17 protein-coding genes are annotated in these 21,129 nt (G+C 61.1%); 6 read left to right on the top strand and 11 right to left on the bottom strand.

Going from position 1 to position 21,129, the window contains the following annotated elements:
• Positions 1 to 237: 237 nt before the first annotated feature.
• Positions 238 to 1,194 carry a CysB family HTH-type transcriptional regulator gene (locus tag VX159_RS07955; RefSeq protein ID WP_371325438.1) on the bottom strand — a complete coding sequence of 319 codons (957 nt, stop codon included), beginning with the start codon at positions 1,192 to 1,194 and terminating at the stop codon, positions 238 to 240.
• Between the two features lie 227 nt (positions 1,195 to 1,421).
• Between VX159_RS07955 and VX159_RS07950 the strand changes: the two genes are divergently transcribed.
• Positions 1,422 to 2,441, top strand: a complete 1,020-nt coding sequence (locus VX159_RS07950; protein ID WP_371325437.1) for a sulfate ABC transporter substrate-binding protein — start codon at positions 1,422 to 1,424, stop codon at positions 2,439 to 2,441.
• Between the two features lie 419 nt (positions 2,442 to 2,860).
• Here the strand turns inward: VX159_RS07950 and VX159_RS07945 are convergent, their stop codons facing one another.
• The 8 genes from VX159_RS07945 to VX159_RS07910 form a co-directional block, all read right to left on the bottom strand.
• On the bottom strand, positions 2,861 to 3,085 hold the full coding sequence (locus VX159_RS07945; RefSeq protein WP_371325436.1) for a hypothetical protein: 225 nt from the start codon (positions 3,083 to 3,085) through the stop codon (positions 2,861 to 2,863).
• Between the two features lie 31 nt (positions 3,086 to 3,116).
• Positions 3,117 to 4,313: a diguanylate cyclase gene (locus tag VX159_RS07940; RefSeq protein ID WP_371325435.1), complete on the bottom strand. Its 1,197-nt coding sequence runs from the start codon at positions 4,311 to 4,313 to the stop codon at positions 3,117 to 3,119.
• A gap of 163 nt (positions 4,314 to 4,476) precedes the next feature.
• Positions 4,477 to 7,731, bottom strand: a complete 3,255-nt coding sequence (locus VX159_RS07935; protein WP_371325434.1) for an error-prone DNA polymerase — start codon at positions 7,729 to 7,731, stop codon at positions 4,477 to 4,479.
• A gap of 9 nt (positions 7,732 to 7,740) precedes the next feature.
• Positions 7,741 to 9,264 carry a DNA polymerase Y family protein gene (locus VX159_RS07930; protein WP_371325433.1) on the bottom strand — a complete coding sequence of 508 codons (1,524 nt, stop codon included), beginning with the start codon at positions 9,262 to 9,264 and terminating at the stop codon, positions 7,741 to 7,743.
• On the bottom strand, positions 9,197 to 9,934 hold the full coding sequence (gene imuA / locus VX159_RS07925; RefSeq protein ID WP_371325432.1) for a translesion DNA synthesis-associated protein ImuA: 738 nt from the start codon (positions 9,932 to 9,934) through the stop codon (positions 9,197 to 9,199). The genes VX159_RS07930 and imuA overlap by 68 nt, the downstream gene beginning before the upstream one ends.
• 317 nt (positions 9,935 to 10,251) lie before the next feature.
• Positions 10,252 to 10,854, bottom strand: coding sequence for a transcriptional repressor LexA (gene lexA / locus VX159_RS07920; RefSeq protein WP_371325431.1), 603 nt, complete (start codon positions 10,852 to 10,854; stop codon positions 10,252 to 10,254).
• An 84-nt stretch (positions 10,855 to 10,938) separates the two neighbouring features.
• Positions 10,939 to 12,291, bottom strand: a complete 1,353-nt coding sequence (gene dgt, locus VX159_RS07915) for a dGTP triphosphohydrolase (RefSeq protein WP_371325430.1) — start codon at positions 12,289 to 12,291, stop codon at positions 10,939 to 10,941.
• Positions 12,292 to 12,344: 53 nt separating this feature from the next.
• Positions 12,345 to 12,764 (bottom strand): acyl-CoA thioesterase, encoded by a 420-nt coding sequence (locus tag VX159_RS07910; protein ID WP_371325429.1) that lies wholly within the window; start codon positions 12,762 to 12,764, stop codon positions 12,345 to 12,347.
• A gap of 124 nt (positions 12,765 to 12,888) precedes the next feature.
• Here VX159_RS07910 and VX159_RS07905 point away from each other — a divergent pair, with 124 nt between their 5' ends.
• Positions 12,889 to 14,532, top strand: a complete 1,644-nt coding sequence (locus tag VX159_RS07905; protein ID WP_371325428.1) for an electron transfer flavoprotein-ubiquinone oxidoreductase — start codon at positions 12,889 to 12,891, stop codon at positions 14,530 to 14,532.
• Between the two features lie 43 nt (positions 14,533 to 14,575).
• Positions 14,576 to 15,373: an enoyl-ACP reductase FabI gene (gene fabI / locus VX159_RS07900; RefSeq protein WP_371325427.1), complete on the top strand. Its 798-nt coding sequence runs from the start codon at positions 14,576 to 14,578 to the stop codon at positions 15,371 to 15,373.
• A gap of 222 nt (positions 15,374 to 15,595) precedes the next feature.
• On the opposite strand, the gene VX159_RS07895 is transcribed toward fabI, so the two are convergent.
• The gene (locus VX159_RS07895; RefSeq protein WP_371325426.1) at positions 15,596 to 17,470 is read right to left on the bottom strand and encodes a SurA N-terminal domain-containing protein; all 1,875 of its coding nucleotides are present in this window, start codon (positions 17,468 to 17,470) and stop codon (positions 15,596 to 15,598) included.
• 344 nt (positions 17,471 to 17,814) lie between these two features.
• On the opposite strand from VX159_RS07895, the gene VX159_RS07890 reads away from it, so the two are divergent.
• Together VX159_RS07890 and VX159_RS07885 are read left to right on the top strand one after the other, a co-directional pair.
• On the top strand, positions 17,815 to 17,985 hold the full coding sequence (locus tag VX159_RS07890) for a hypothetical protein (RefSeq protein WP_371325425.1): 171 nt from the start codon (positions 17,815 to 17,817) through the stop codon (positions 17,983 to 17,985).
• 221 nt (positions 17,986 to 18,206) lie between these two features.
• Positions 18,207 to 19,412: a PilT/PilU family type 4a pilus ATPase gene (locus tag VX159_RS07885; RefSeq protein ID WP_371325424.1), complete on the top strand. Its 1,206-nt coding sequence runs from the start codon at positions 18,207 to 18,209 to the stop codon at positions 19,410 to 19,412.
• On the opposite strand, the gene VX159_RS07880 is transcribed toward VX159_RS07885, so the two are convergent.
• Positions 19,409 to 20,485, bottom strand: coding sequence for an RsmB/NOP family class I SAM-dependent RNA methyltransferase (locus tag VX159_RS07880; protein WP_371325423.1), 1,077 nt, complete (start codon positions 20,483 to 20,485; stop codon positions 19,409 to 19,411). The genes VX159_RS07885 and VX159_RS07880 overlap by 4 nt on opposite strands.
• 14 nt (positions 20,486 to 20,499) lie before the next feature.
• Between VX159_RS07880 and VX159_RS07875 the strand changes: the two genes are divergently transcribed.
• On the top strand, positions 20,500 to 20,853 hold the full coding sequence (locus VX159_RS07875; protein WP_371325422.1) for a CZB domain-containing protein: 354 nt from the start codon (positions 20,500 to 20,502) through the stop codon (positions 20,851 to 20,853).
• Positions 20,854 to 21,129: the final 276 nt, after the last annotated feature.

The raw sequence follows: 21,129 nt of genomic DNA, 5'->3' as shown, positions 1-21,129 counted from the left end.
GAACAATCAATCATTGATGATGATACGTCGTGCCACAAGCCCAAGGGGTGCAATTGCCGAGCCGATTCGGCCATCAGGCAAATATGCGCGAAATCCACAGCCCAACGACAACGTAAGGATTTGACCAATCTACCTAAAGGGTGAGCCAGATGAAAGCACAACGGTTAATTCGTATAATTTGTATTATGTAAAATAATCAAGCAAAGCGCTGATGCGCTGAAATCCTTGTACTCTGCCTCAGAGTGGATTTTCGGTTTCGGCAAATGGTGACAGACTGCTTTTGAGCAATGGCCGCAAATGTTCCTCACTGAGTTCCGGGCATAGCTTTTCAATGAACGCATGGGCATAACTGCGCAGATAAGTTCCCCGACGCACTGCCAGGCGGGTTGTGTTGGCAGGAAACAGGTGCGAAGCCGGCAATAGTTCGAGGTTGCGATCCTGCTCCCGGTCGTAAGCGAGCGAGGCAACAATCCCGACGCCCAGTCCCAAAGCGACATAGGTTTTGATCACATCGGCATCAATGGCGGAAAGAACGATATCCGGAACGATGCCAGCGGCGGCAAAGGCCTGATCAATCTGAGCCCGACCGGTAAAGCCTTCGTGATAAGTCACCAGTGGGTGTTCGGCCAGTTTTTCAAGAGTGACATCTGGCTGTTCGAGTAACGGGTGGCCTTGCGGCACGATGATGGCGTGGTGCCATGAATAAACCGGAAAAGAAACCAGTTCCTGAGAGCGTTCCAGTCCTTCAGTCGCAATCCCGACATCTGCTCGGCCGCTACTCAGCAGCTCGGTAATTTCACCGGGGCTACCCTGTAACAAGGTGAGGTGCACCTTGGGATAATCCGCCTTGAACCAGCGAATAATCTGCGGCAAGGCATAGCGTGCCTGGGTGTGGGTAGTGGCAACCACAAAATGCCCGGTTTCCCGACTTGCAAACTGATCAGCGATTCGTCGCAGGTTCTGGGCATCGACCAAGATCCGCTCAACCACATCGGCGAGTTCCTTTCCTGGCTCGGTCAACCCCAGCAAGCGTTTGCCCCGCCGAATGAAAATCTCGACCCCAAGTTCATCCTCAAGATCCTTGATATGTTTGCTGACGCCGGGTTGCGAGGTATGTAGCGCGTTGGCCACCTCCGTCAGGTTGAAATCCTGACGGAGGGTCTCGCGGATGATTCTAAGCTGCTGGAAATTCACGGGTTGGGTTCCTTAGGTAGCAAAGCCAGGGCGAGTCTACTGAGCCACCAGTCGTAGCGGAAAGACAAAATCATTCCAAGCTAATCACCCAATGATATAAACAGCGCGGACATCAAAACTTTTTCTTATAAATAAAATAGATAAGCATCTGAAAAACTCATCGTTCCAGCCATAAACCCGGCGACCTAGACTGGGCTCCTTTTCATCATTGAATACTGAGGTTCCCGATGCGCCGTACATCCCCCCTGCTCTCGCTCAAACCTTTTTTTGCCGCCGGCTTCGCTGTGTGGCTGGGAACAGGAGCGGCTCTGGCCCAAACCAGCTTGCTCAATGTTTCGTATGATCCGACGCGCGAGCTGTATCGCGAATTCAATGCCGCCTTCAATCGTCACTGGCAAGAGCGCACCGGCCAGAATATCCAGGTCCGGCAATCGCATGGAGGCTCCGGAAAACAGGCACGCTCGGTCGCTGACGGCCTGGAAGCCGATGTAGTGACTTTGGCCCTGGCTTACGACATCGATGCGCTGGCCGATCGCAAGCTGATCCCAGCCGATTGGCAGAAGCGCTTTCCGAACAATTCTTCGCCCTACACCTCGACCATTGTTTTCCTGGTTCGCCAAGGCAATCCCAAAGCCATTCGTGACTGGAACGACCTCGCCCGTCCGGGAGTGGCTGTAATCACGCCGAATCCGAAGACTTCCGGCGGTGCCCGCTGGAATTATCTTGCGGCCTGGGCCTGGGCGCTAAAGCAACCGGGCGGCAATGAGCAACGGGCCAAGGAACTGGTAAGCGGAATTTTCAGGAACGTTCCGGTCCTTGATTCAGGAGCGCGTGGCGCAACCACGACCTTCGTCGAACGCGGGCTTGGCGATGTCCTGGTCACCTGGGAAAACGAAGGGATTCTTGCCGCCAAGGAACTGGGCAAGGACCGCTTTGAACTGGTGTACCCCAGCATTTCGATGCTTGCCGAGCCGCCGGTTGCAGTCGTCGACAAGGTTGTTGAAAAACGCGGCACGCGGCTGACAGCGCAAGCCTATCTCGACTATCTGTATTCCGAAGAAGGACAGCAGATCGCCGCGCGCCACTACTACCGACCGACACATCCGAAAATTGCCAGCCAGTACAGCAAGCAGTTTCCCCGGCTCAAACTGGTCACCATCGACGAAGTTTTTGGTGGCTGGCGCAAAGCCCAGCAGGTGCATTTTTCTGACGGGGGCAGCTTTGACCAGATTTATCGGCAGAAATGATCAACGCTTGCGAGCATATCGAAATAGCGAAATCGTCTTTGTTGACCGTGGAAAGCAGCTGAGAATACCCCCACACCGCCGGATTTAACCGATAACTTGCCGGGGCGGAACAATACCGGCTAAAGCGTCGCTTGCCCGACTCTCCCTGGGGCCGGCTGCGCCGGACCACCCGGGGAGAATGGAGCCAATCATGGTGCTTACGCTCGAATTACCGATCCCTCGTTCCAGCGACAATCTCTCCCGTGTTTACGAAAACCGTTTCGGTGCCCTGCCCGACTGGCTGGACCAACTTTCCGGCAGTGAAGCAAACGCCTTGCTACGTCTCGCGTTGCGCCGAGGGAACCCGCTAGCCTGGGCCGATTGCGGACTATAACCAGGCGTTTTCTCTGAAATAAAGCCGCAAGCTGCGAATGAGCAGGCTACAAGTACTGCTTTCTGCCGTTTTTAAGGCAGTACTTGCCTCCTTTGGGGCCGGTGCAATAGCGACCGTTACCACATTCACAGCCGCCATTCACCGTATAACCCCAGGCGGGTGCAGTCTTCGGCTTGGGCGGTGATTCATGCCCGGCGAAGGCCGACAGGCTGCCGCCGAACAGAAAGCAGAGCATTACGAGCGGCCGGCCGATTTGGGTCAGTCTGAACATGGAAGCTTTCGGGATAGACGTGAGTGGAGATTCATGAGGCCTGAGGGCATGGCTCGGGCAAGGCTTCTGGCTGTTCCAGATAGCCGACTACCCGATCCCGGCCACAGGCTTTGGCGTGGTACATCCGGCGGTCAGCGAGTTCCAGCAATTGCTGCCAATGGTGGCATTGATCCTGAGTCCGCTCGGCAACTCCAATCGATGCCGTTACCGGCGAGCCGTCGGGGCGCATCCCCAGCCCTTGTGAACGGATTCGCTCAAGGAACTGATGAGCGCACTCGCTGCGGGTATCCTGCAGGATCAGGATGAATTCCTCCCCTCCCCAGCGGACCAAAGTATCCGAGCGCCGCAACGCACCGGCCAACTGCTGCGCCGCTGCACGCAACAATTGGTCGCCGGATTCGTGCCCAAAACTGTCATTGACGCTCTTGAAATGATCAAGATCGATGAAGGCCACGGAAAACGGACGATTGTTGCGTTCGGCCAGTGCGAATTGCAATTCGAGAATCTCTTCGCCGCTGCGGCGGGAAAAGGCACCGGTCAGCGGATCGCGGATGGCTTGCCGGACCAGGGCGATCATGAAAGCCAGTTGGCTGATCCCGGCCAACGCCGAAACGCCGGTAATCAGGGTCATCAACCAGAAGGCTCCGGCGTAGGACGGCCACTCCAGGGTCGGCCAGTTGAGGTAACCGGAGAGCAGATGGGCGAGCAGGATCGGACTGGAAACCATCAGGCTCTCAGCGACGGTAAGCGGAAAGATTGACAATCCGGCCAGCAGAACGAAAGGAAGAAAGGCATAGCCGGTGGCGATGGCAGAGGAAAGTCCGCTCAACTGCATCCCGGCCAGCATCTGGTGCGAAGCCACGTAGAACACGGTTGGCACTGCGAACAGCAGGCCGATGGCGCGATAGGCGTCGCCCATCCGGCCAGCCGGTTTGTAGCAGACGACGATGACGAAGAAGGCAATGCTGGCCGAGATGCGCAAGGCAGCCAGCGACAACCACAAGGCCGTGGGAAAGACGAAGTAATCGATCAGTGTCCACAGCGGCGTCAACACCCCGAAGAGCAAGGCGAGGATGCGCACCCGATTGACAATCATCGTCGCCCGGCGCCTGGTCAGCAACTGGAAATGAGTGTGCGGCGACAACAGCCAGATGAATTCGGAGCGATCCAGTTCGCCGGGCATCATCCCGGTCAAGCGGGTCCAGAGCATATCGGTGAGCCTGCTCATGCTGCCTCCCGTTGCGTCGACCGGAAAGCACTTCCCGACCGACCAATTTATTCCATTATGTTTATCGGGGCATTATGGCTGCGATAGCAAAAACAAGACAAGAGCCAAAAGGCATAAACCACGATTTGCTTGAGGCAGATCAATGCCGCAAGGCAATCCCGGCTCAATGAAAATCCCGGCTATGGGTTGGCAAAGCACCCAGCCAACTCGATAAATCGACCAGCCGCCCGGCGACCAGGTGGACGACACCGTCAGCAAGCTGCAACTGGCCGAAAACCCCGAGCAGGCGGCTGGCGAGTAGTTCGCGCCGCTGCCGGGCGACCAGTTCCGGACGCACCACGACATTGACCAGGCCGCTTTCATCTTCGAGCGTAACGAAAACAATCCCGGTGGCGGTGCCCGGCCGCTGACGGCCGACCACGATTCCGGCGGCGCGCAGCAGCGCCCGGTCGCCGTGGGCGGCCAGCTGGCTCGCCGGAACGAAGCGACGGGCAGCCAGTTGCGACCGCAGCAGGTGGAGCGGATGCGGCCGCAGGCTGAGACCGAGCGTGGCGTAGTCGGCGACCAGTTCTTCTCCCGGACTGGGCGCCGACAGGCAGCGTTGCGCCCCACCCTGCTCCGGCAAGGCGGCGGCACCGGCCGGACTGGCAAACAGATCGCCCTGCACCGCCGTGCGCGGTGCGACAAACTGGGCGGCGACCGCCCAGGCTGCCTGCCGGCGATGGCCGCTGAGGCTGCGCAAGGCATCGGCTGCCGCCAGCAGGTCGAGATCGCGCCGGGCAGGACGAATGCGGGCGGAAAAATCGGCAAGACTGGAAAAAGGCCCGGACTCACGGTCGACCGTGATTTTTTGCGCAATTTCAGCCGTCAGCCCGCGAATCTCGCGCAGTCCGAGGCGCACGCGGCCATCGGCCAGACAACGGCTGTCCCAGTCGCTGGCGCAGACATCGGGCGGCAGAACTGCGACGCCGTGGCGGCGCGCATCCTGAAGCAGCAGCGACGGCGAGTAAAAGCCCATCGGCTGGCTGTTGAGCAGGCCGCAGAGAAAAGCCGCCGGTTCGTGGCATTTGAGCCAGGCCGAGGCATACACCAGTAGTGCGAAACTGGCGGCGTGCGACTCGGGGAAGCCGTATTCACCAAAGCCCTGAATCTGCTGCACGATGCGTTCGACGAAAGCCGGCGGCACCCCGCGCTCGGCCATCCCGGCACGCAGCTTGTCCTGGAACGGTTCCAGCCCGCCCTTGCGCTTCCAGGCTGCCATCGCCCGGCGCAGGCGATCGGCCTCGCCGGGACTGAAACCGGCGGCAACAATCGCCAGTTGCATCACCTGTTCCTGAAAAATCGGCACGCCGCAGGTGCGCGCCAGCACCGCATCGACCGCCGGCGAGATTTTTTCAATGGCCTCACGCCCCTGCCGCCGCTTGAGGTAGGGATGCACCATGTCGCCCTGGATCGGCCCCGGCCGCACCAGCGAGACTTCGATCACCAGGTCGTAGTAATTCTTGGGCTTGAGGCGCGGCAGCATCGCCATTTGCGCCCGCGACTCGACCTGGAAAACGCCGATGCTGTCGGCCCGGCCAAGCATCGCGTAGGTAGCCGGGTCTTCGGCCGGGATCGTGGCCAAGGTCCACGGTCGACCGTCGCGCTGCTGCAAAATCGCCAAGGTCCGGCGCAAGGCGCTGAGCATGCCGAGCGCCAGCACATCGACCTTCATCAGCCCGAGCGCGTCGATATCGTCCTTGTCCCACTGGATCACCGTGCGCTCCGGCATCGCGGTGTTTTCGACCGGCACCAGCCGGGCCAGCGGCCCACGCGAGATCACGAAGCCGCCGACGTGCTGCGTCAGATGGCGAGGAAAACCGCGCAACTGCCCGGCCAGCCACAGCCATTTTTCGACCCGTGGCGCCTGTGGATCGAGCCCGAGTTCGGCAAAACGTTGCGGCAGCTGCTCGCGCTGGTCCCACCAGGCCAGCGAAGCCGTCAGCGCGTCGATGGTCGCTGGCTCGAAGCCGAGCGCCCGGCCGGCATCGCGCAGCGCGCCCTTGGTTCGGTAGGTGATCAGCGCGGCGGTCAGCGCCGCCCGTTCGCGGCCGTATTTGCGGTAGATATAAGCGATCACCTCCGGCCGCCGCTCGTGTTCGAAATCGACGTCGATATCCGGCGGCTCGCCGCGTTCCTTGGAAATGAAACGCTCGAAGAGCATGCCGGCCCGCGCCGGGTCGACCTCGGTGATGCCGAGTGCGAAACAGACCGTCGAATTCGCTGCTGAACCGCGCCCCTGGCAAAGAATCCCGACACTGCGGGCATAGCAGACGATGTCGTAGACAGTCAGGAAATAAGCCTCGTAAGCCAGTTCGCCGATCAGCGCCAATTCGTGCTCGATCCGCTCCCGGACCGAGACCGGCACGCCTTGCGGATAGCGGCGGCAGAGGCCGGCCTCGGTTTCGTGACGCAGCCACGAAGCCGGGCTGTGGCCGGTGGGAACGATTTCTTCCGGGTAATCGTAACGCAACTCGGCCAGCGAAAAGCGGCACCGCGCGGCGATTTTCAGGCTCTCGGCGAGCAACTCCGGAGGATAGAGGCGGGCCAGGCGCAGGCGACTGCGCAGATGCCGTTCGCCATTCGGGAACAAGGCCTGGCCAGCGGCAAAAACCGTGGTTTTCAGGCGCAAGGCGGTGAGCACGTCCTGCACCGGGCGCCGCCCGCGCTGGTGCATGTGCACGTCGCCTGCGGCCACCAGCGGCAGCCCGCAGGCTGTGCCCAATGCGCGCAATGCTGCCAGCTGCCCGGCATCGTCGGGGCCAGCGTGCAGTTCGACCGCCAGCCAGCAGCGACCGGGAAAACGCTCGGCCAGCCAGCGCCCCTGCTCGACCGCGTTGGCCTCTGCCGGGTTGGCGACCCACAGCACCAGACAATCAGGCAAGGCACCGCCTGGCGACAGCGCGTTCAGGTCGTGGCGCAGCAAGCAGTAATCGCCTTTGTCGGCCCGTCGCCGGGCCAGGGTGATCAGAGCCGATAAATTGCCGTAGCCTTCGCGGTTCTGGGCGAGAAAGACCAGCTTCAGCCCATCGACGGTGGTCATTTCGCTGCCGATCAACAGTTGCAGCGGTGGTTTTTCGTCTTGTTCACGGTCGACCGTAGAAAATGGCATTTTTTCCGGCTCAGCGACCGGGCCGGCGACCTCAGCCTGCGCGCGCCAGGCCTGATAGGCGCGCACGACGCCGGCCAGTGAACATTCATCGGTCAGCGCCAGCGCCCGGTAGCCTTGGGCCACGGCTTCGGCGACCAGTTCTTCCGGATGCGAGGCACCGCGTAGAAAGCTGAAATTGGACAGGCAGTGCAACTCGGCATAGCCGGGCAAGCCGCCGTCGCTCGCCGGGGCATGCATCGGATCAGTGGCGGCAGAAGTTGCTCCCATCCGGCGGCCTCAGGCAAACAGGCCGTGCAGGAACCAGCCGTCGGCGGCGCGAAAAATCCACAGCCACTGCCCGGCCGGATTACAGGCGACGAAGTAATCGCGGCGCACGTCGCCCGCACCTTCGCCGCTGTCCCACCAGCCGCTTTCAATCCGCTCGCCGCGCCCCTGCAGGCGCAACGGACCACGCCAGTGCGGCACCCCATGGCGCTCGGCCAGCGCTTGCGGCGGTGCAAACAGGCACAAGGGGCGGGTCATTGGTCCCAACCCCGGCCCGGAAGCTGAAGCCCTCGCCATGCTCGCCGCCTCGCTCGCCTCCCTACCGGCGGTTGCCGGCAGCAGAGGCTCGCAAGGGGCGGTGGCACATTCGGGGCGGTAATCCGCCGTCAGCGTCAGGCTGTGCACTGCGGCCGTACCGAGACGGGCGCGCAAACGCTCGATACAGGCGCTGGCACCCTCGCCACCGCTTTTGTCACCCCACAATGCAGCTGTCTCGCCGCCTGCGGCAACGACCTGTTCGGCCTCCAGCCGTAGCGCCAACACCGATCCCGGCAAAGGCCGCCGCGCCAGATGTTCGCGCAGCAGACGCAGCCAGCGCTCCGGATCGCAGCCGGGCTCGCCGAACTGCAAGGGAATGCGCGAGCAGGCCTCGCTGCGATGTTCATGTTCCAGCGACAGGACTGCTGTCCGCAGCAGCAGCTGGCGTGCCTGCAACCAGCCGGCCAGCGCCGCCAGCAGGCGCTGGGCACCAAACAGCAGCCCTTCTGCCACCTCAACCCGCCCCGGCAACTCCAGCCGTTGGGAAAAAACCTCAGGGAAAACAAACGGGGTTTGTGGGTCGGGCAGGCTGCCTTGCGCGCGCAGCAGGTCCGTTACCGGCGCCTCGCCGATGCGCAGACGCAACTCGGCCGTGGGCAAGGCCAGCAGATCGCCGAGTTGCCGGCAGCCGCAGGCAGCCAGACGCGCACTGGCTGCTGCCGGCCAGTGGCTGACCCTGGCAATCAAGGTCAGCGGCAGGCCGGCCAGCTCGGAAACCAGCTCGGCCGTATTCGTGTTGCGCAGCGGCGGCGGCCCGGCCGCTGCCTCTGGGTTTGCTGCAAATGCGGCCGCCGCCAGCCAGCGGGCCGCCAGCGGCGTCGGCGCCACTCCAGCTGCGACCGTCCACCCTTGCGCCTGCAATTCGGCCAAAGCAGCCTGCAACAATGCCGCCTGCCCGCCAAACAACCGCAGGCAGCCAGCAATTTCGAGCAACACGGTTTGCGGGGGCACCAGACTGACAGTCGGCGAGAAGCGCCCGGCCCAGCAGGCCAGTTGCAACAAGGCGGCGGCTTCGCGGCCGGAATCGGCAGCCAGTGCCTGCAGGCCGGGGGCCAGCGCGAGTGCCGTCGCCAGTCGCAGCCCCGGCTGGACACCGGCTGCAGCGGCCTGCGCATCCGCCACCCGCACCCGGCCGCGCTCGACCACCGCGCTAGGCGACGAGGGCGAGGCCAGCGCTTGCAGGGGCAGGCGTGGAAATTCGAGGGCCAGCCACAGCATGGTCCACCTTTCCCGGTTGTGCGAGGTTAAGCGTCAGCACCGGCGAGGCGGCGGCACCACGTCGCTTGAGAATGCGTACCTGCAGCCGACGGCCAGCGCCCGGCGGCGGCGATGTTTCCAGCTGCAGGCGCAGCGGAGCCGCCGAAGCTTGCGCGGCCTCTGCACTTGAACGCCAGAGCACGGCCAGCACCGGCCGCCCTTCAGTGGCGACCTGCAAACGCCGGATCTGCGGTGCTTGCAACCGCCGCGCAGGGGTTTCGGCCCAGCCGAGCACTGCGGCAAAACCACCGCTGCCGAGTAATTGCTCCAGACACCAGGCCCCCTGCCCCGGCTCTGCTCCGGGTTGCACCAACAACAAATGCTCAGGGGCGATCCCGGCGGCGGCCCAGGCCGGCGCATGCGGCTGCCAGGGCGGCGCGACCAGGGCAATCCGCCCACCCTGTGCGGCGAGTCGCGCCAAGGCCGGCAAAAACAGGCTCAATTCGCCGATCCCTCCCGTTCCGCCGAGCAATTCGGTCAGCCCGCCGCATGGCCAGCCGCCACCCGGCAACTCGGCGTCAAGCGCCGCATGCCCGGTGGCGATTGCCTGCTGTGGCGGCGCCGCCAGCGCATCACCGCGCCAGACGTCACCACGGGCCAGTACCTCGGACAGGGAAAGTGCGCCAGACATGACCGAAAAACCGCAAATTCAAGTCAAATAAAAGGAAATGGACAACGTCACCAGCAACCATTCGGTGCAGCCGATGGGTATAAAAACCCCCTTGGCCGATGTGCGAAGAAACCCGAAGCCGGATGGAACGGCAATCACCGGTAGCGGCCTTTAAGCAGGCTTGGTGTCGCCTTCGTTCCAGCCATCGGGCACTCACTGACTCGGCCGGAGAACTGATCCGGCCGAACATGCGCCAAGACAGAGGGGTTTTGCCGACTTTCCACGGTCGACCGTGGAAAACCGCCATTTCCCTAGCGCACCAAGCCTGCCCGGCCCGCTTACAGTTGTCCGGCAGTGCCCCGGATCAAGCCCACGGCAATCCCCTCAATGGCGAATTCGACTTCGCCCGGATTGATCACGATCGGCTCGAAATCGGGGTTTTCGGCGATCAGACGGATTTGCTGGCCTTTACGCTCGAAGCGCTTGACGGTGACGTCGTCGTCGATGCGGGCAACCACCACCTGGCCTTCACGGGCCTGGTTGGTTTTGTGCACGGCCAGCAGGTCGCCGTCGAAAATGCCGGCGTCGATCATCGACAGGCCACGCACCTTGAGCAGGAAATCGGCGCGCGGAGTGAACAGGCCGGCGTCCAGCGCATAGCGCCCCTGCACGTTCTCGACCGCGAGGATCGGCGAACCTGCGGCGACGCTGCCGATCAGCGGCAGACCAAGCTGTTCGACCAGGCGAATGCCACGTGCCGAACCGGGTTCGAGGTTGATCGCGCCCTTTTTGGCCAGGGCCTTGAGGTGATCCTCGGCCGCGTTGGGCGAGGCAAAGCCGAAGGCGGTGGCGATTTCCGCCCGGGTCGGCGGTGCGCCCAGCACTTCGACGGTATTCTTGATGAAATCGAGGATTTCCTGCTGACGGGGGGTGAGTTTCATGGCCATGCTCCGGCGGAACCAATAACTGTATTTTTATACAGCCACCGGTTTTTGGCAAGGCCGGCGAGGCGAAATCATGCGTTTTCAGGTTGGCAGGTCGAAACCCTTGAGCTTGCGGTACATATCCACCGCGTAGGAATCGGTCATTCCGGCGACAAAATCGGCGACCTGCAGCAGGCGGATATACGGGTCGGGGTCCGGCTCGCCGCCATGGCCGAGGAATTGCGCTGGCAGGAGTTGCAGCAGCATCCGTTCGCGGGTGGTAAAACGCAGGCCGGGCACGCCGGCACGAGCTTCCACCGCCTGGGTAAATAATTCGAGCAAGGCGCCGAGGACCTCAAAACCGGCGGTTTCGATTTCCAGCGCCGGGCGGGCGGTGTAGATGGTCTCCTTGGCCACCTGCAGCACCGCCTGCAAAGGAATCGCTACCGGCGACTGCGCCAGCAATTCGTTGTCGAACTCGCCGGCGAGGATCGCATCCTCGTTTTCCAGGAAAACCGCCGCCGCACTTTCGAGCAGCCGCCCGATCGCCTTGGCGCGCAGGTATTCGAGCCGCTCCTTGGGGTCGTGCAAGCGCTCCAGCCGGCCACCGCTGACCGAGGTGCCGGCCAGGTCGCCGAGCAGACACTCGGCATCCTTGTAAGAAAGAAAGCCGAGCCGGGCGGCATCTTCCATGTCGACAATCAGGTAACAGGTGTCGTCGGCGACTTCGACCAGAAAGGCCAGCGGGTGGCGCCGCCAGGCGGTGCCTGGAATCCGTTCGATCAGCCCGGTGGCCTCGGCGACGCGGGCAAAATGCGCGGCATCCTGCTGGAAAAAGCCGAATTTCTTGCCGCTTTTCCCCGGTAATTCACGGTCGACCGCGGAAGGCCGGGGATATTTGGTAAACGTCGCCAGCACCGCGCTGGTCAGTTGCAGACCACCGGGGTTGGCCGGGCTTTGCAGCCGGCTGACGATGCGGAAGCCCTGGGCGTTGCCTTCGTAACGCTCGAAGTCGGCCCGCTGCGCCGGGGTCAGCGGATGCCGATCGAGCAGGCCGGAAGTGCGGAACCATTCGCGGATCGCATCCTCGCCGGCATGGCCGAAAGGTGGATTGCCGATGTCGTGGGCCAAGCAGGCGGCAGCGACGATCGCTCCGAAATCGCCCGACTCGACCTCCGGCAACTGGTGCCGTGCGATGATCTCGCGCCCAACTACCGCACCGAGCGAGCGCCCGACGCAACTGGCTTCCAGGCTGTGGGTCAGGCGCGTACGGACGTAATCGCTCTTCGACAAGGGAAAGACCTGGGTCTTGTCCTTCAGTCGGCGGAAGGCCGAAGTAAATACGATGCGGTCGTAATCCTGCTGAAACGCGGTGCGTTCGCGGCTACGCGGCGCCTTGCCGGCGCCGAGGCGCTCGGCGGAAAGCAGTTGTTGCCAAATCTGACGGTGATCCATGCGGCGGTGCGCTGTGCGCAAGGCTGAAAGATACCAAGGATACCCTGCCCGGCTCAGGTCGGGGCAGCGGTATCCTCTTCGAAACTGGCCCGCACATGCTCGGGAATCGGCACCGACTTGCCGCTCTGGGTGTTCATCCACACCACCTTAGCCGCGCCTTCGGCGTACAGCTCGCCGTCGATCAGCATCTCGACATGGGTCGGCACGCTGGAGCGGCCGGCATGGCCGACATAAGTCCGCACCTCGACCGTCCCCGGATAGGTCATCGGCTTGAGGAAGGTACAGCTGGCATTGATGATCACCGGCCCGTCGCCGCCGGGGCGGACCAGAACCTGCATCGCCTCAATCCATTCGACCCGCGCCTGCTCCATGAAGCGGAAGTAGACGGTGTTGTTGACGTGGCCGTAGGCATCCATGTCGCCCCAGCGAATCGGGATGGACGTGACATGAACCAGCTTTCTCCGATGTTCCATATTTGCTATTTTTCCGTGTTTAGGGTCGCCTTCCATACTGTACCGTATTGAAATCTGTGCGACAATAAAACGAAATATTCCCAACCTGGATGCATCCGGGAAAAACACAACAGGAGACAGCAAAATGGAACGCGAAGCCATGGAATTCGACGTCGTGATCGTTGGTGGTGGCCCGGCCGGGCTGGCAGCAGCGATCAGGCTCAAGCAACTGGCCAACGAAAAAGGCAGCGAACTGGGCGTCTGCCTGATCGAAAAAGGTGCCGAAATCGGTGCCCACATCCTTTCCGGCGCGGTGATGGACCCGCGCGCCCTGAGCGAACTCCTGCCCAACTGGCAGGCCGACGGCGCGCCGCTCAACGCCCCGGTTTCGGAAGACCGTTTCTACATCCTCTCGGAAACTGGCGCGACCAAGGTGCCAAACGCCCTGCTCCCCGGCTGCTTCCACAACGAAGGCAATTACGTCATCTCGCTCGGCAACGTCTGCCGCTGGCTGGGCGAACAGGCCGAAGCGCTGGGCGTCGAGATCTACCCGGGCTTTGCCGGCGCCGAAGTCCTGTTCGACGAAAACGGCGCGGTCAAGGGCGTGGCCACCGGCGACATGGGTCGCCTGCGCGATGGTTCCGAAGGCCCCAATTTCCAGCCAGGCATGGAGTTGCACGGCAAGTACACTTTCTTTGCCGAAGGTTGCCGCGGCCACCTCGGCAAGCAGTTGATCGAAAAATTCGACCTCAATCGCGATGCCGACCCGCAAACCTACGGCATCGGGATCAAGGAACTCTGGGAAATCCAGCCCGACAAGCACCAGCTTGGCTTGGTCGTTCATAGCGGTGGCTGGCCGATGCAGCCGGACACCTACGGCGGCGGCTTCCTCTACCACCTGGAGAACAACCAGGTCGCCGTCGGCTTCGTCGTCGGCCTCGGCTACAGCAACCCGCACCTGTCGCCCTACGAGGAATTCCAGCGTTACAAGACGCACCCGGAAATCCGCAAGTTCCTCGAAGGCGGCAAGCGCATTTCCTACGGCGCCCGCGCACTAACGGCTGGCGGCCTGCAATCGCTCCCCCAACTCACCTTCCCCGGCGGCGCGCTGATCGGCGACGATGCCGGCTTCCTCAACGCGGCCCGGATCAAGGGGTCGCATTGCGCGATCAAGACCGGTGCGCTGGCTGCCGAAGCCTGCTTCGCGGCGCTTGCAGCCGAGCGCCAGCGCGACGAACTCACCGCCTACCCGGAAGCCTTCAGGAACAGCTGGCTCTACGACGAACTCCACCAGGCGCGCAATTTCAAACCGTGGATGAACAAGGGCCTGAAGCTCGGCTCACTGATGTTCGGCATCGACCAGATCATTTTTGGCGGCAAGGCGCCGTGGACCCTGCACAACACCACGCCCGACCACGCCAAGCTCAAGCCGGCCGGCGAGTGCCCCAAAATCGACTATCCGAAACCCGATGGCGTGCTCACTTTTGATCGCCTGTCGTCGGTCTTCCTGTCCTCGACCAACCACGAGGAAGACCAGCCCTGCCACCTGCAACTCAAGGATACGGCGGTGCCGGTGAGCGTCAACCTGGCGCAATACGACGCGCCCGAGCAGCGCTTCTGCCCGGCCGGCGTTTATGAAATCCTCGGCCAGGACGAAGGTCAGCCGCGTTTGCAGATCAATGCGCAGAACTGCGTGCACTGCAAGACCTGCGACATCAAGGATCCGACGCAAAACATCAACTGGGTAGTCCCGCAAGGCGGCGAAGGACCCACCTATCCCAACATGTGATCGCGTATAATCGCGGGCTTGACCCCCAAGGGAGTACATACAAATGGGCTTTCTCGCCGACAAGAAAATTCTGATTACCGGTCTGCTGTCCAAGCATTCCATCGCCTACGGCATTGCCAAAGCCTGCCACCGCGAAGGTGCGCAACTGGCCTTCAGCTACCAGAACGAGCGCTTTGAAGATCGCATCAAGAAGTTTGCCAACGAGTTCGACAGCGAACTGATCTTCCCGCTCGACGTGAGCAACGACGAACAGATCAACCAGCTTTTTGCCGACCTCGGCAAGCACTGGGACGGTCTCGACGGCCTGGTGCATTCGATTGCCTACGCGCCGACTGAAGCCATCGAGGGCGATTTCCTTGAAGGTATCTCGCGTGAGTCCTTCCGTATTGCCCACGATATTTCGTCGTACAGCTACCCGGCTCTGGCCAAGGCGGCCCGCCCGCTGATGCAAGGCCGCAAGTCGGCCCTGCTGGCGCTGTCCTACCTGGGCGCCGAGCGGACCATGCCGAACTACAACACCATGGGTCTGGCCAAGGCCAGCCTTGAAGCCGCCACCCGTTACCTGGCCTTCTGCCTCGGCCCCGAAGGAATTCGCGCCAATGCGATTTCCGCCGGCCCGATCAAGACCCTGGCCGCATCCGGGATCGGCAACTTTGGCAAGCTGCTGTCGTACAACTCGCACCACGCCCCGCTGCGCCGCAACGTGACCATCGAGGAAGTCGGCAACGCCGCCGCCTTCATGCTCTCCGACCTGGCATCCGGCATCACCGGCGAAATCATGTACGTCGACGGCGGCATGAACACCGTCGCCCTCGGCAACCCGGAGCCGCTACCAGCCTGACCCGCACGACCACTTCCGGCGTCGACCGTGGTCACACACGGTCGACGCCGGAAAAATCAAAAAAGCCGACGCCGTGCCGTCGGCTTTTTTATATCAACATCTTCAACCACCCCCTCACCTGCGAAGCTGCAAGCGGCCATCCATGGCGGCAGCCAGGTGGCCAAGGACAAACAAAAACGGACCCGCAGGTCCGTTTTTGTTTTCAGCGCCTGACCGCCGGAATTACTTGGCTTCGAGCAAGGCCTGATTGATTTCAACCTTGTAGCGGGCGCGCAGAGCAGCCAGATAGGCCTGCACGTCTTCCTGCATCGCAATCCGCCCCAACTGGCCAAGCATCGCCTTCTGCTGGGCATCATCGAGCTTCTGACCAGCTTCGACACGATTCAGGCGAATCAGCGCATAGGCGTTCCCCGGCAACTCGACCCCGGTGTACGCCGGTAGTTTGCCGGTATCCATTCGCTGCACGGCGCTCGCAGCCTGCGGCGGGAGTAGACGGGCATCCATGCGCGACACCAGTTTCGGTGCCCCCCAGGCAAGCTTGTCTTCGCCCTGGCGAAGCTTGGTGAGCAGCGCCTCGCCTTCCTGACGGGCAAGCGCCTGCGCCTCTTGGCGCTTGAGCAGGGTTTCGATACTGGCAACCACGCTATCGAACGGCTGCCGGGCAACCGGACGGTAATCAGCAACACGGGCAGCCAGAAGAGTGTTTTGTCCGATCTCGATAGCTTCGGTATTGCGTCGGTTCTTGACCGAATCTTCGGCAAATACGGCAGCCAGTACCTTTTCATTCCCCAGCGGACCAGCAGCCGGATTGGCCGCGCGTCCAATCCAGTCAGACTGCTTGATCGTCAGGTGAAACTTCTCAGCCACCGGCTTAAGGCTGTCAGGCTGCTCATATACCGTATTGCTGAAAGCCTCGGCAGCTTCGGCAAACTTTCTACCGGCAGCCGTTTTCTTGAGTTCCTCCTCGATCTCGCCGCGCACCTCGGCCAGCGGACGCTCCTTGGCAGCATGAATGCCGGTCAGGCGAATGATATGAAAACCAAACGGTGACTCAACTACAGTCGAAATCTCGCCTTCCTTGAGGGCAAACACACTATCCTCAAAGGGCTTGACCATCATGCCGCGACCAAAGAAGCCGAGATCGCCGCCTTTGCTTGCAGAGCCCGGATCATCCGAATGCTTTTTGGCAAGCTCGGGGAACGCTGCAGGATTGGCCTTGACTTGCTGCAACAACTCCTCGGCCCTGGCTTTGGCTTTTTCCTGGCCGTGCTTGTCGTTCGCTAGCAGGATATGGCTGGCGCGCCGCTCTTCCGGCTGACGGTAGCGGTCCTTGCTGCGTTCGTACCAGGCCTTGACCTCCTCCTCGCTCACCTTGAGCTGGCTTGCCACGGCATCCATCGACAACACCACATACTCGACCCGCGCCTGCTCGGGCGTCTCGAACTGCTTGCCGTTTTCTTCGTAAAACTTCTTCGCCGCATTCTCGGCCAACTTGACCTTGCCGAGATAGGCATCCAGCCCCAGGCGGTGCTCAACCACTTCGCGCTTTTCGGTCTGCAGTGCAATCAGGCGCTCGCCGACCGTCTTCGACACGAAGCCGGACTGACCGACAGCCCCCGCCAGTTGCTGTAAGGTCAGATCCTGCCGCAACTGCGCTTCGAACATTGCCGGAGTCATTCCCTGGGCGCGCAGAGCCGCCTCATAACGCTCACTGGAAAACTTCCCGTCAACCTTGAATACCTCGATCCCGGCGATCGCACGCCGCACCGCATCATCGGAGGCAAACATCCGCCGCTTGCTCGCTTCAAGCATCAGCAGACGCTGATCAACAAGGTCATCAAGAATGGCTTTACGTGCCTCCGGGTTATCCAGCATTTTCGGATCCATCTGCCCCAGTTGCGCCCGCAGGCGTTCCTGTTGTTCGCGCAGCGCCTGCTGGAATTGCTGCTGGGTGACACGGGCATCGCCGATTTTCGCGACATCGTCGCCGCCCGCATTGCGGACATAGGAATCGACACCAAAGAAGGCAAATGGCAGCGCAATCAGCGCCAGGAAAATCTGGACGATTTTCTTGTTATCGCGAACGAGGTCGAACATAGGAAAAAAATAATCCGGGAAGAACAGCGTGATACGAAAGACGCGACAGTCAAGCTGCCAACGGCCCATCCGGCTCTGCGGCCAAAGGTCTGCATCATACCGCAGATTCGCGCCCCTCCGAACCGCAAAAGGAGAGCAGAAAACTAGGCTGAATTGTCGCTCTCCACAAACAGGCATGAATACTGCTTTTGTCAAAAAAACAAAATTCGGGCTACGCACAACAAAGCACCCGCCAGACAAATACTGTACAAAAAAACAGTAGTGTGTATAATCCGGAACTGTCACACGGCCCCAACCGCCAGAGAGCACGGATTCATTCCTGTCATTTAACGGAGCGCTGTACCATGAAAAACCTGCAAAGGTGGTTTGAGCGAATCGCCGGCTTCGATCCGCTTGAATACGAACGCTATCGCCAGGCCAAACAAGTTTTTTCTCGCGAAAATTTCGATGATCGCCCCCTGCGCCTGCCAGCTTGCTGGCGCCGCCGCTCTCGCATCAGTGGCGCCGAAGCCTGAAAGACAGCTGACTCAGCCCCCTACAACCGGTTTATTCGGTTAGCTACCGCCGCACAGGCTGCAGCACCATGCAGCCAAACAAACCACGGCAAAACCCAGCGGCAATTCTTGCCGCTGCAAATGATTTTTTGCCGTCCACCCGTTTATCTCCGCCTGAGTCATAATTTCCGCCATCCCATCCGGCCAGCCCGGATTTTCCCCACCCAGGCAGCGGAGCCCTCATGAGCGCGGAAGACACCCCCGGCGACGAACTCAAGAACTATATCCACGCACTGCTGAAAGCAATGGTTCAGCACGGCGGCTCGGATCTGTTCATTGCCAAGGATTTTGCACCGACCATGAAAGTCCACGGGACGATGAAGGCGCTGTCATCGCAAAAGCTGACCCCGGACATTGCCCGCAAATTGGCGCAAGCCCTGATGAACCCAACCCAGCGCGAGGAGTTTGAACGAGAACACGAATGCAATTTTGCAATTTCACTACCGGGCATTTCTCGCTTCCGGGTCAATGTCTTCCTGCAACAGCAAACGGTGGCCATGGTCATCCGGACGATTACCAGCGAAATCCCCAATCTCGAAAAGCTTGGCCTACCCGAAGTCCTCAAAGAAATCATCACCACCAAACGCGGGCTGATTCTGGTCGTTGGCGGCACAGGCTCAGGCAAATCGACGACCATGGCGGCCATGCTTGACCACCGCAACGCGACCGCCCCGGGACACATCATTACTGTCGAAGATCCGGTCGAATACGTGCATACCTCGAAACAATGCCTGGTCACTCACCGCGAAGTCGGGGTCGACACCCACTCCTGGCACAACGCCCTGAAAAACACGCTGCGACAGGCGCCGGATGTGATCCTGATCGGGGAAATCCGCGATCTCGAAACCATGGAACATGCACTGGCCTTTGCCGAGACCGGCCACCTGTGCATGGGAACCCTGCATGCCAACAACGCAAACCAGACGCTGGACCGGGTCGTCAATTTCTTCCCCGACGAACGAAAAGCCCAGGTGCTGATGGATATAGCCTCGAATTTGAAGGCGGTGGTTTCACAGCGACTGATCCGGACGATCGACGGCAAACGTAAGCCAGCCATCGAAATTCTGCTCAACACGCCAACCGTGGCCGAACTGCTATCCAAAGGACAGTCGGCGGCAATCAAGCCGGTGATGGACAAGAGCCGCGAACTCGGCATGCAGACCTTCGATCAAGCCCTGTTCGACCTCTACGATGCAGGTCACATCGCCTACGACGAAGCCATCCGCAACGCCGATTCGGCCAATGAACTGCGCCTCGCGATCAAGCTCAAGAGCAAACGTGGCGAACCAGCCAATAGCAGCGGCTTTTCACTGTCGATCGAGGAAGAGAAAAAAGACGAGGACGAAGACGCCGGCGAAGGTAGCTCCCCTGCCCCCACCAGCACCTAAGCCTTGGCAATCAACGCCAGGTAAAAGCCATCCATTTCACCGGTTGGCCAAACCCGTCGGGTTTCCTGGCAAGCCGCAGCCAGCGGCTTACCCTTCCACTCACCCAAACCGGGGCGCACATTCGGCAAGTCCAGCGAAAGCGGCAGCAAACGGACACCCTCGCGTTTTTTCAACAGGTGATCGACAATCAGCTCGTTTTCTTCCGGCGCAAAGGAACAGGTGCAATACATCAGGGTGCCACCTTGCTTCAACGCGTCAAAAGCGCTCAAAATCAAGCGTTTTTGCTTTTTGGCGCATTCGCTGACCTTGGCTGGAGACCAATGTTCCCAAGAGCCAGGATCCCAAGTCTTGAAGCGACTTTCAGAAGAACACGGGGCATCAAGCATGACCCGGTCGAAACAGTCTGGCTTCAAACTACCGACCACGCGCCCATCCTTCAGATAGGTCTGGGTATTACTGACGCCCATCCGCGCCAGATTGGCCTTCAGCCGATGATAACGGGCACTGACTGGCTCGACCGCACTGATTTTCCCCTCATTTCCCATCATTTCCGCCAGGAGAATGGTTTTACCCCCCGGAGCAGCGGCCAGATCAAGGACCCATTCTTCAGGCTGGGGAGCCAGCAGGATAGGAGCCAGCATGCTTGATAGACTCTGGATGTAAATCGAGCCAAGACTAGCTGCCGAGGAATAGGTCAGGATTTCACGTTGCTCCTGCGGACAGGTATAGGCCCACACGCCAGCAGCCTGCGCCCAGGCCACCGGCGCACACGCAATACCCATCCCGGCCAACTCGGCAAGCACCGGTTCGGGCGCCGCAACACTCAGGCGATTGATCCTGAAGGCCACCGCCTCCTTGCCCGCAAAAGAAGCCAGCGCCCCCGACAACAGATCGGGGGGGCAAGTCATCTCCAAACGTGACAAAAACTCAGGGGGCAACATGTGACAACTCCAGCAGGGATAAACAAAGAGGGGCGTATGATAGGTTAAGCATGCACCGGAGGGAAAATACCGTCTTGCTCCCCCCGGGCTGTGAGGCATAATTGCGCCTTTTCGGCCAGCTACCGAGTCCACGGAGACCTTGCACCATGAAGCGTATCGACATTGATGCGGCCATACGCCAGCACACCCAATGGCGACGCCAGTTCCTCAATGCCTTTGCAGGCGGCGCCTATGCCGACATGCCGCTCTCGGAACATCGCAGTTGCTTGCTTGAGCGCACCTTGGGCGGCATCCAGCCCGACACCGCCTCCGACCTCGAGATCGTGGCCAGACTGCAGCGGGCAGATCGCCGCTTTCACCAGTTAGCCAACGAGATCATCGACTTGAGCAGCAACGGCCTGTCTTGCGATGCGGATTTGCTGCTCCCCGAGTTAACCGATGCCTCGCACCAGCTTGTCTCCGAACTTGACCGCCTGCGCGAGAGCCGCACCACAATCTGAAACGCCTGCCCCCTGGCTCAGCCTGCATCCCGGCGGAGTTGATCGCTGTCCCTGCGCCCCGGCTTTGCGGCGCCTTGTCCCTCGGCTCGGCCTCGCCTCAAGTAGCCAGCCAGGGAGTTTCTGGGCGCAAACGCATCGGCGCCCTGAACTGCATATTGGCAATGTCGATGGGCCAACAGGGATGCAACAACCGGAAAGCCAACTGCCACTTACTCCGCCACAATATCCGGCAGGAATCCTACTACCCCCCCGGTAATATAACCACACAAACCGCCA

The organism is Dechloromonas sp. ZY10 (assembly GCF_041378895.1).
GTDB classification, from domain to species: Bacteria; Pseudomonadota; Gammaproteobacteria; order Burkholderiales; family Rhodocyclaceae; genus Azonexus; species Azonexus aquae.
The sequence above is the reverse complement of the archived record's forward strand: the minus strand, read 5'-3'. Positions and strand labels throughout refer to the sequence as shown.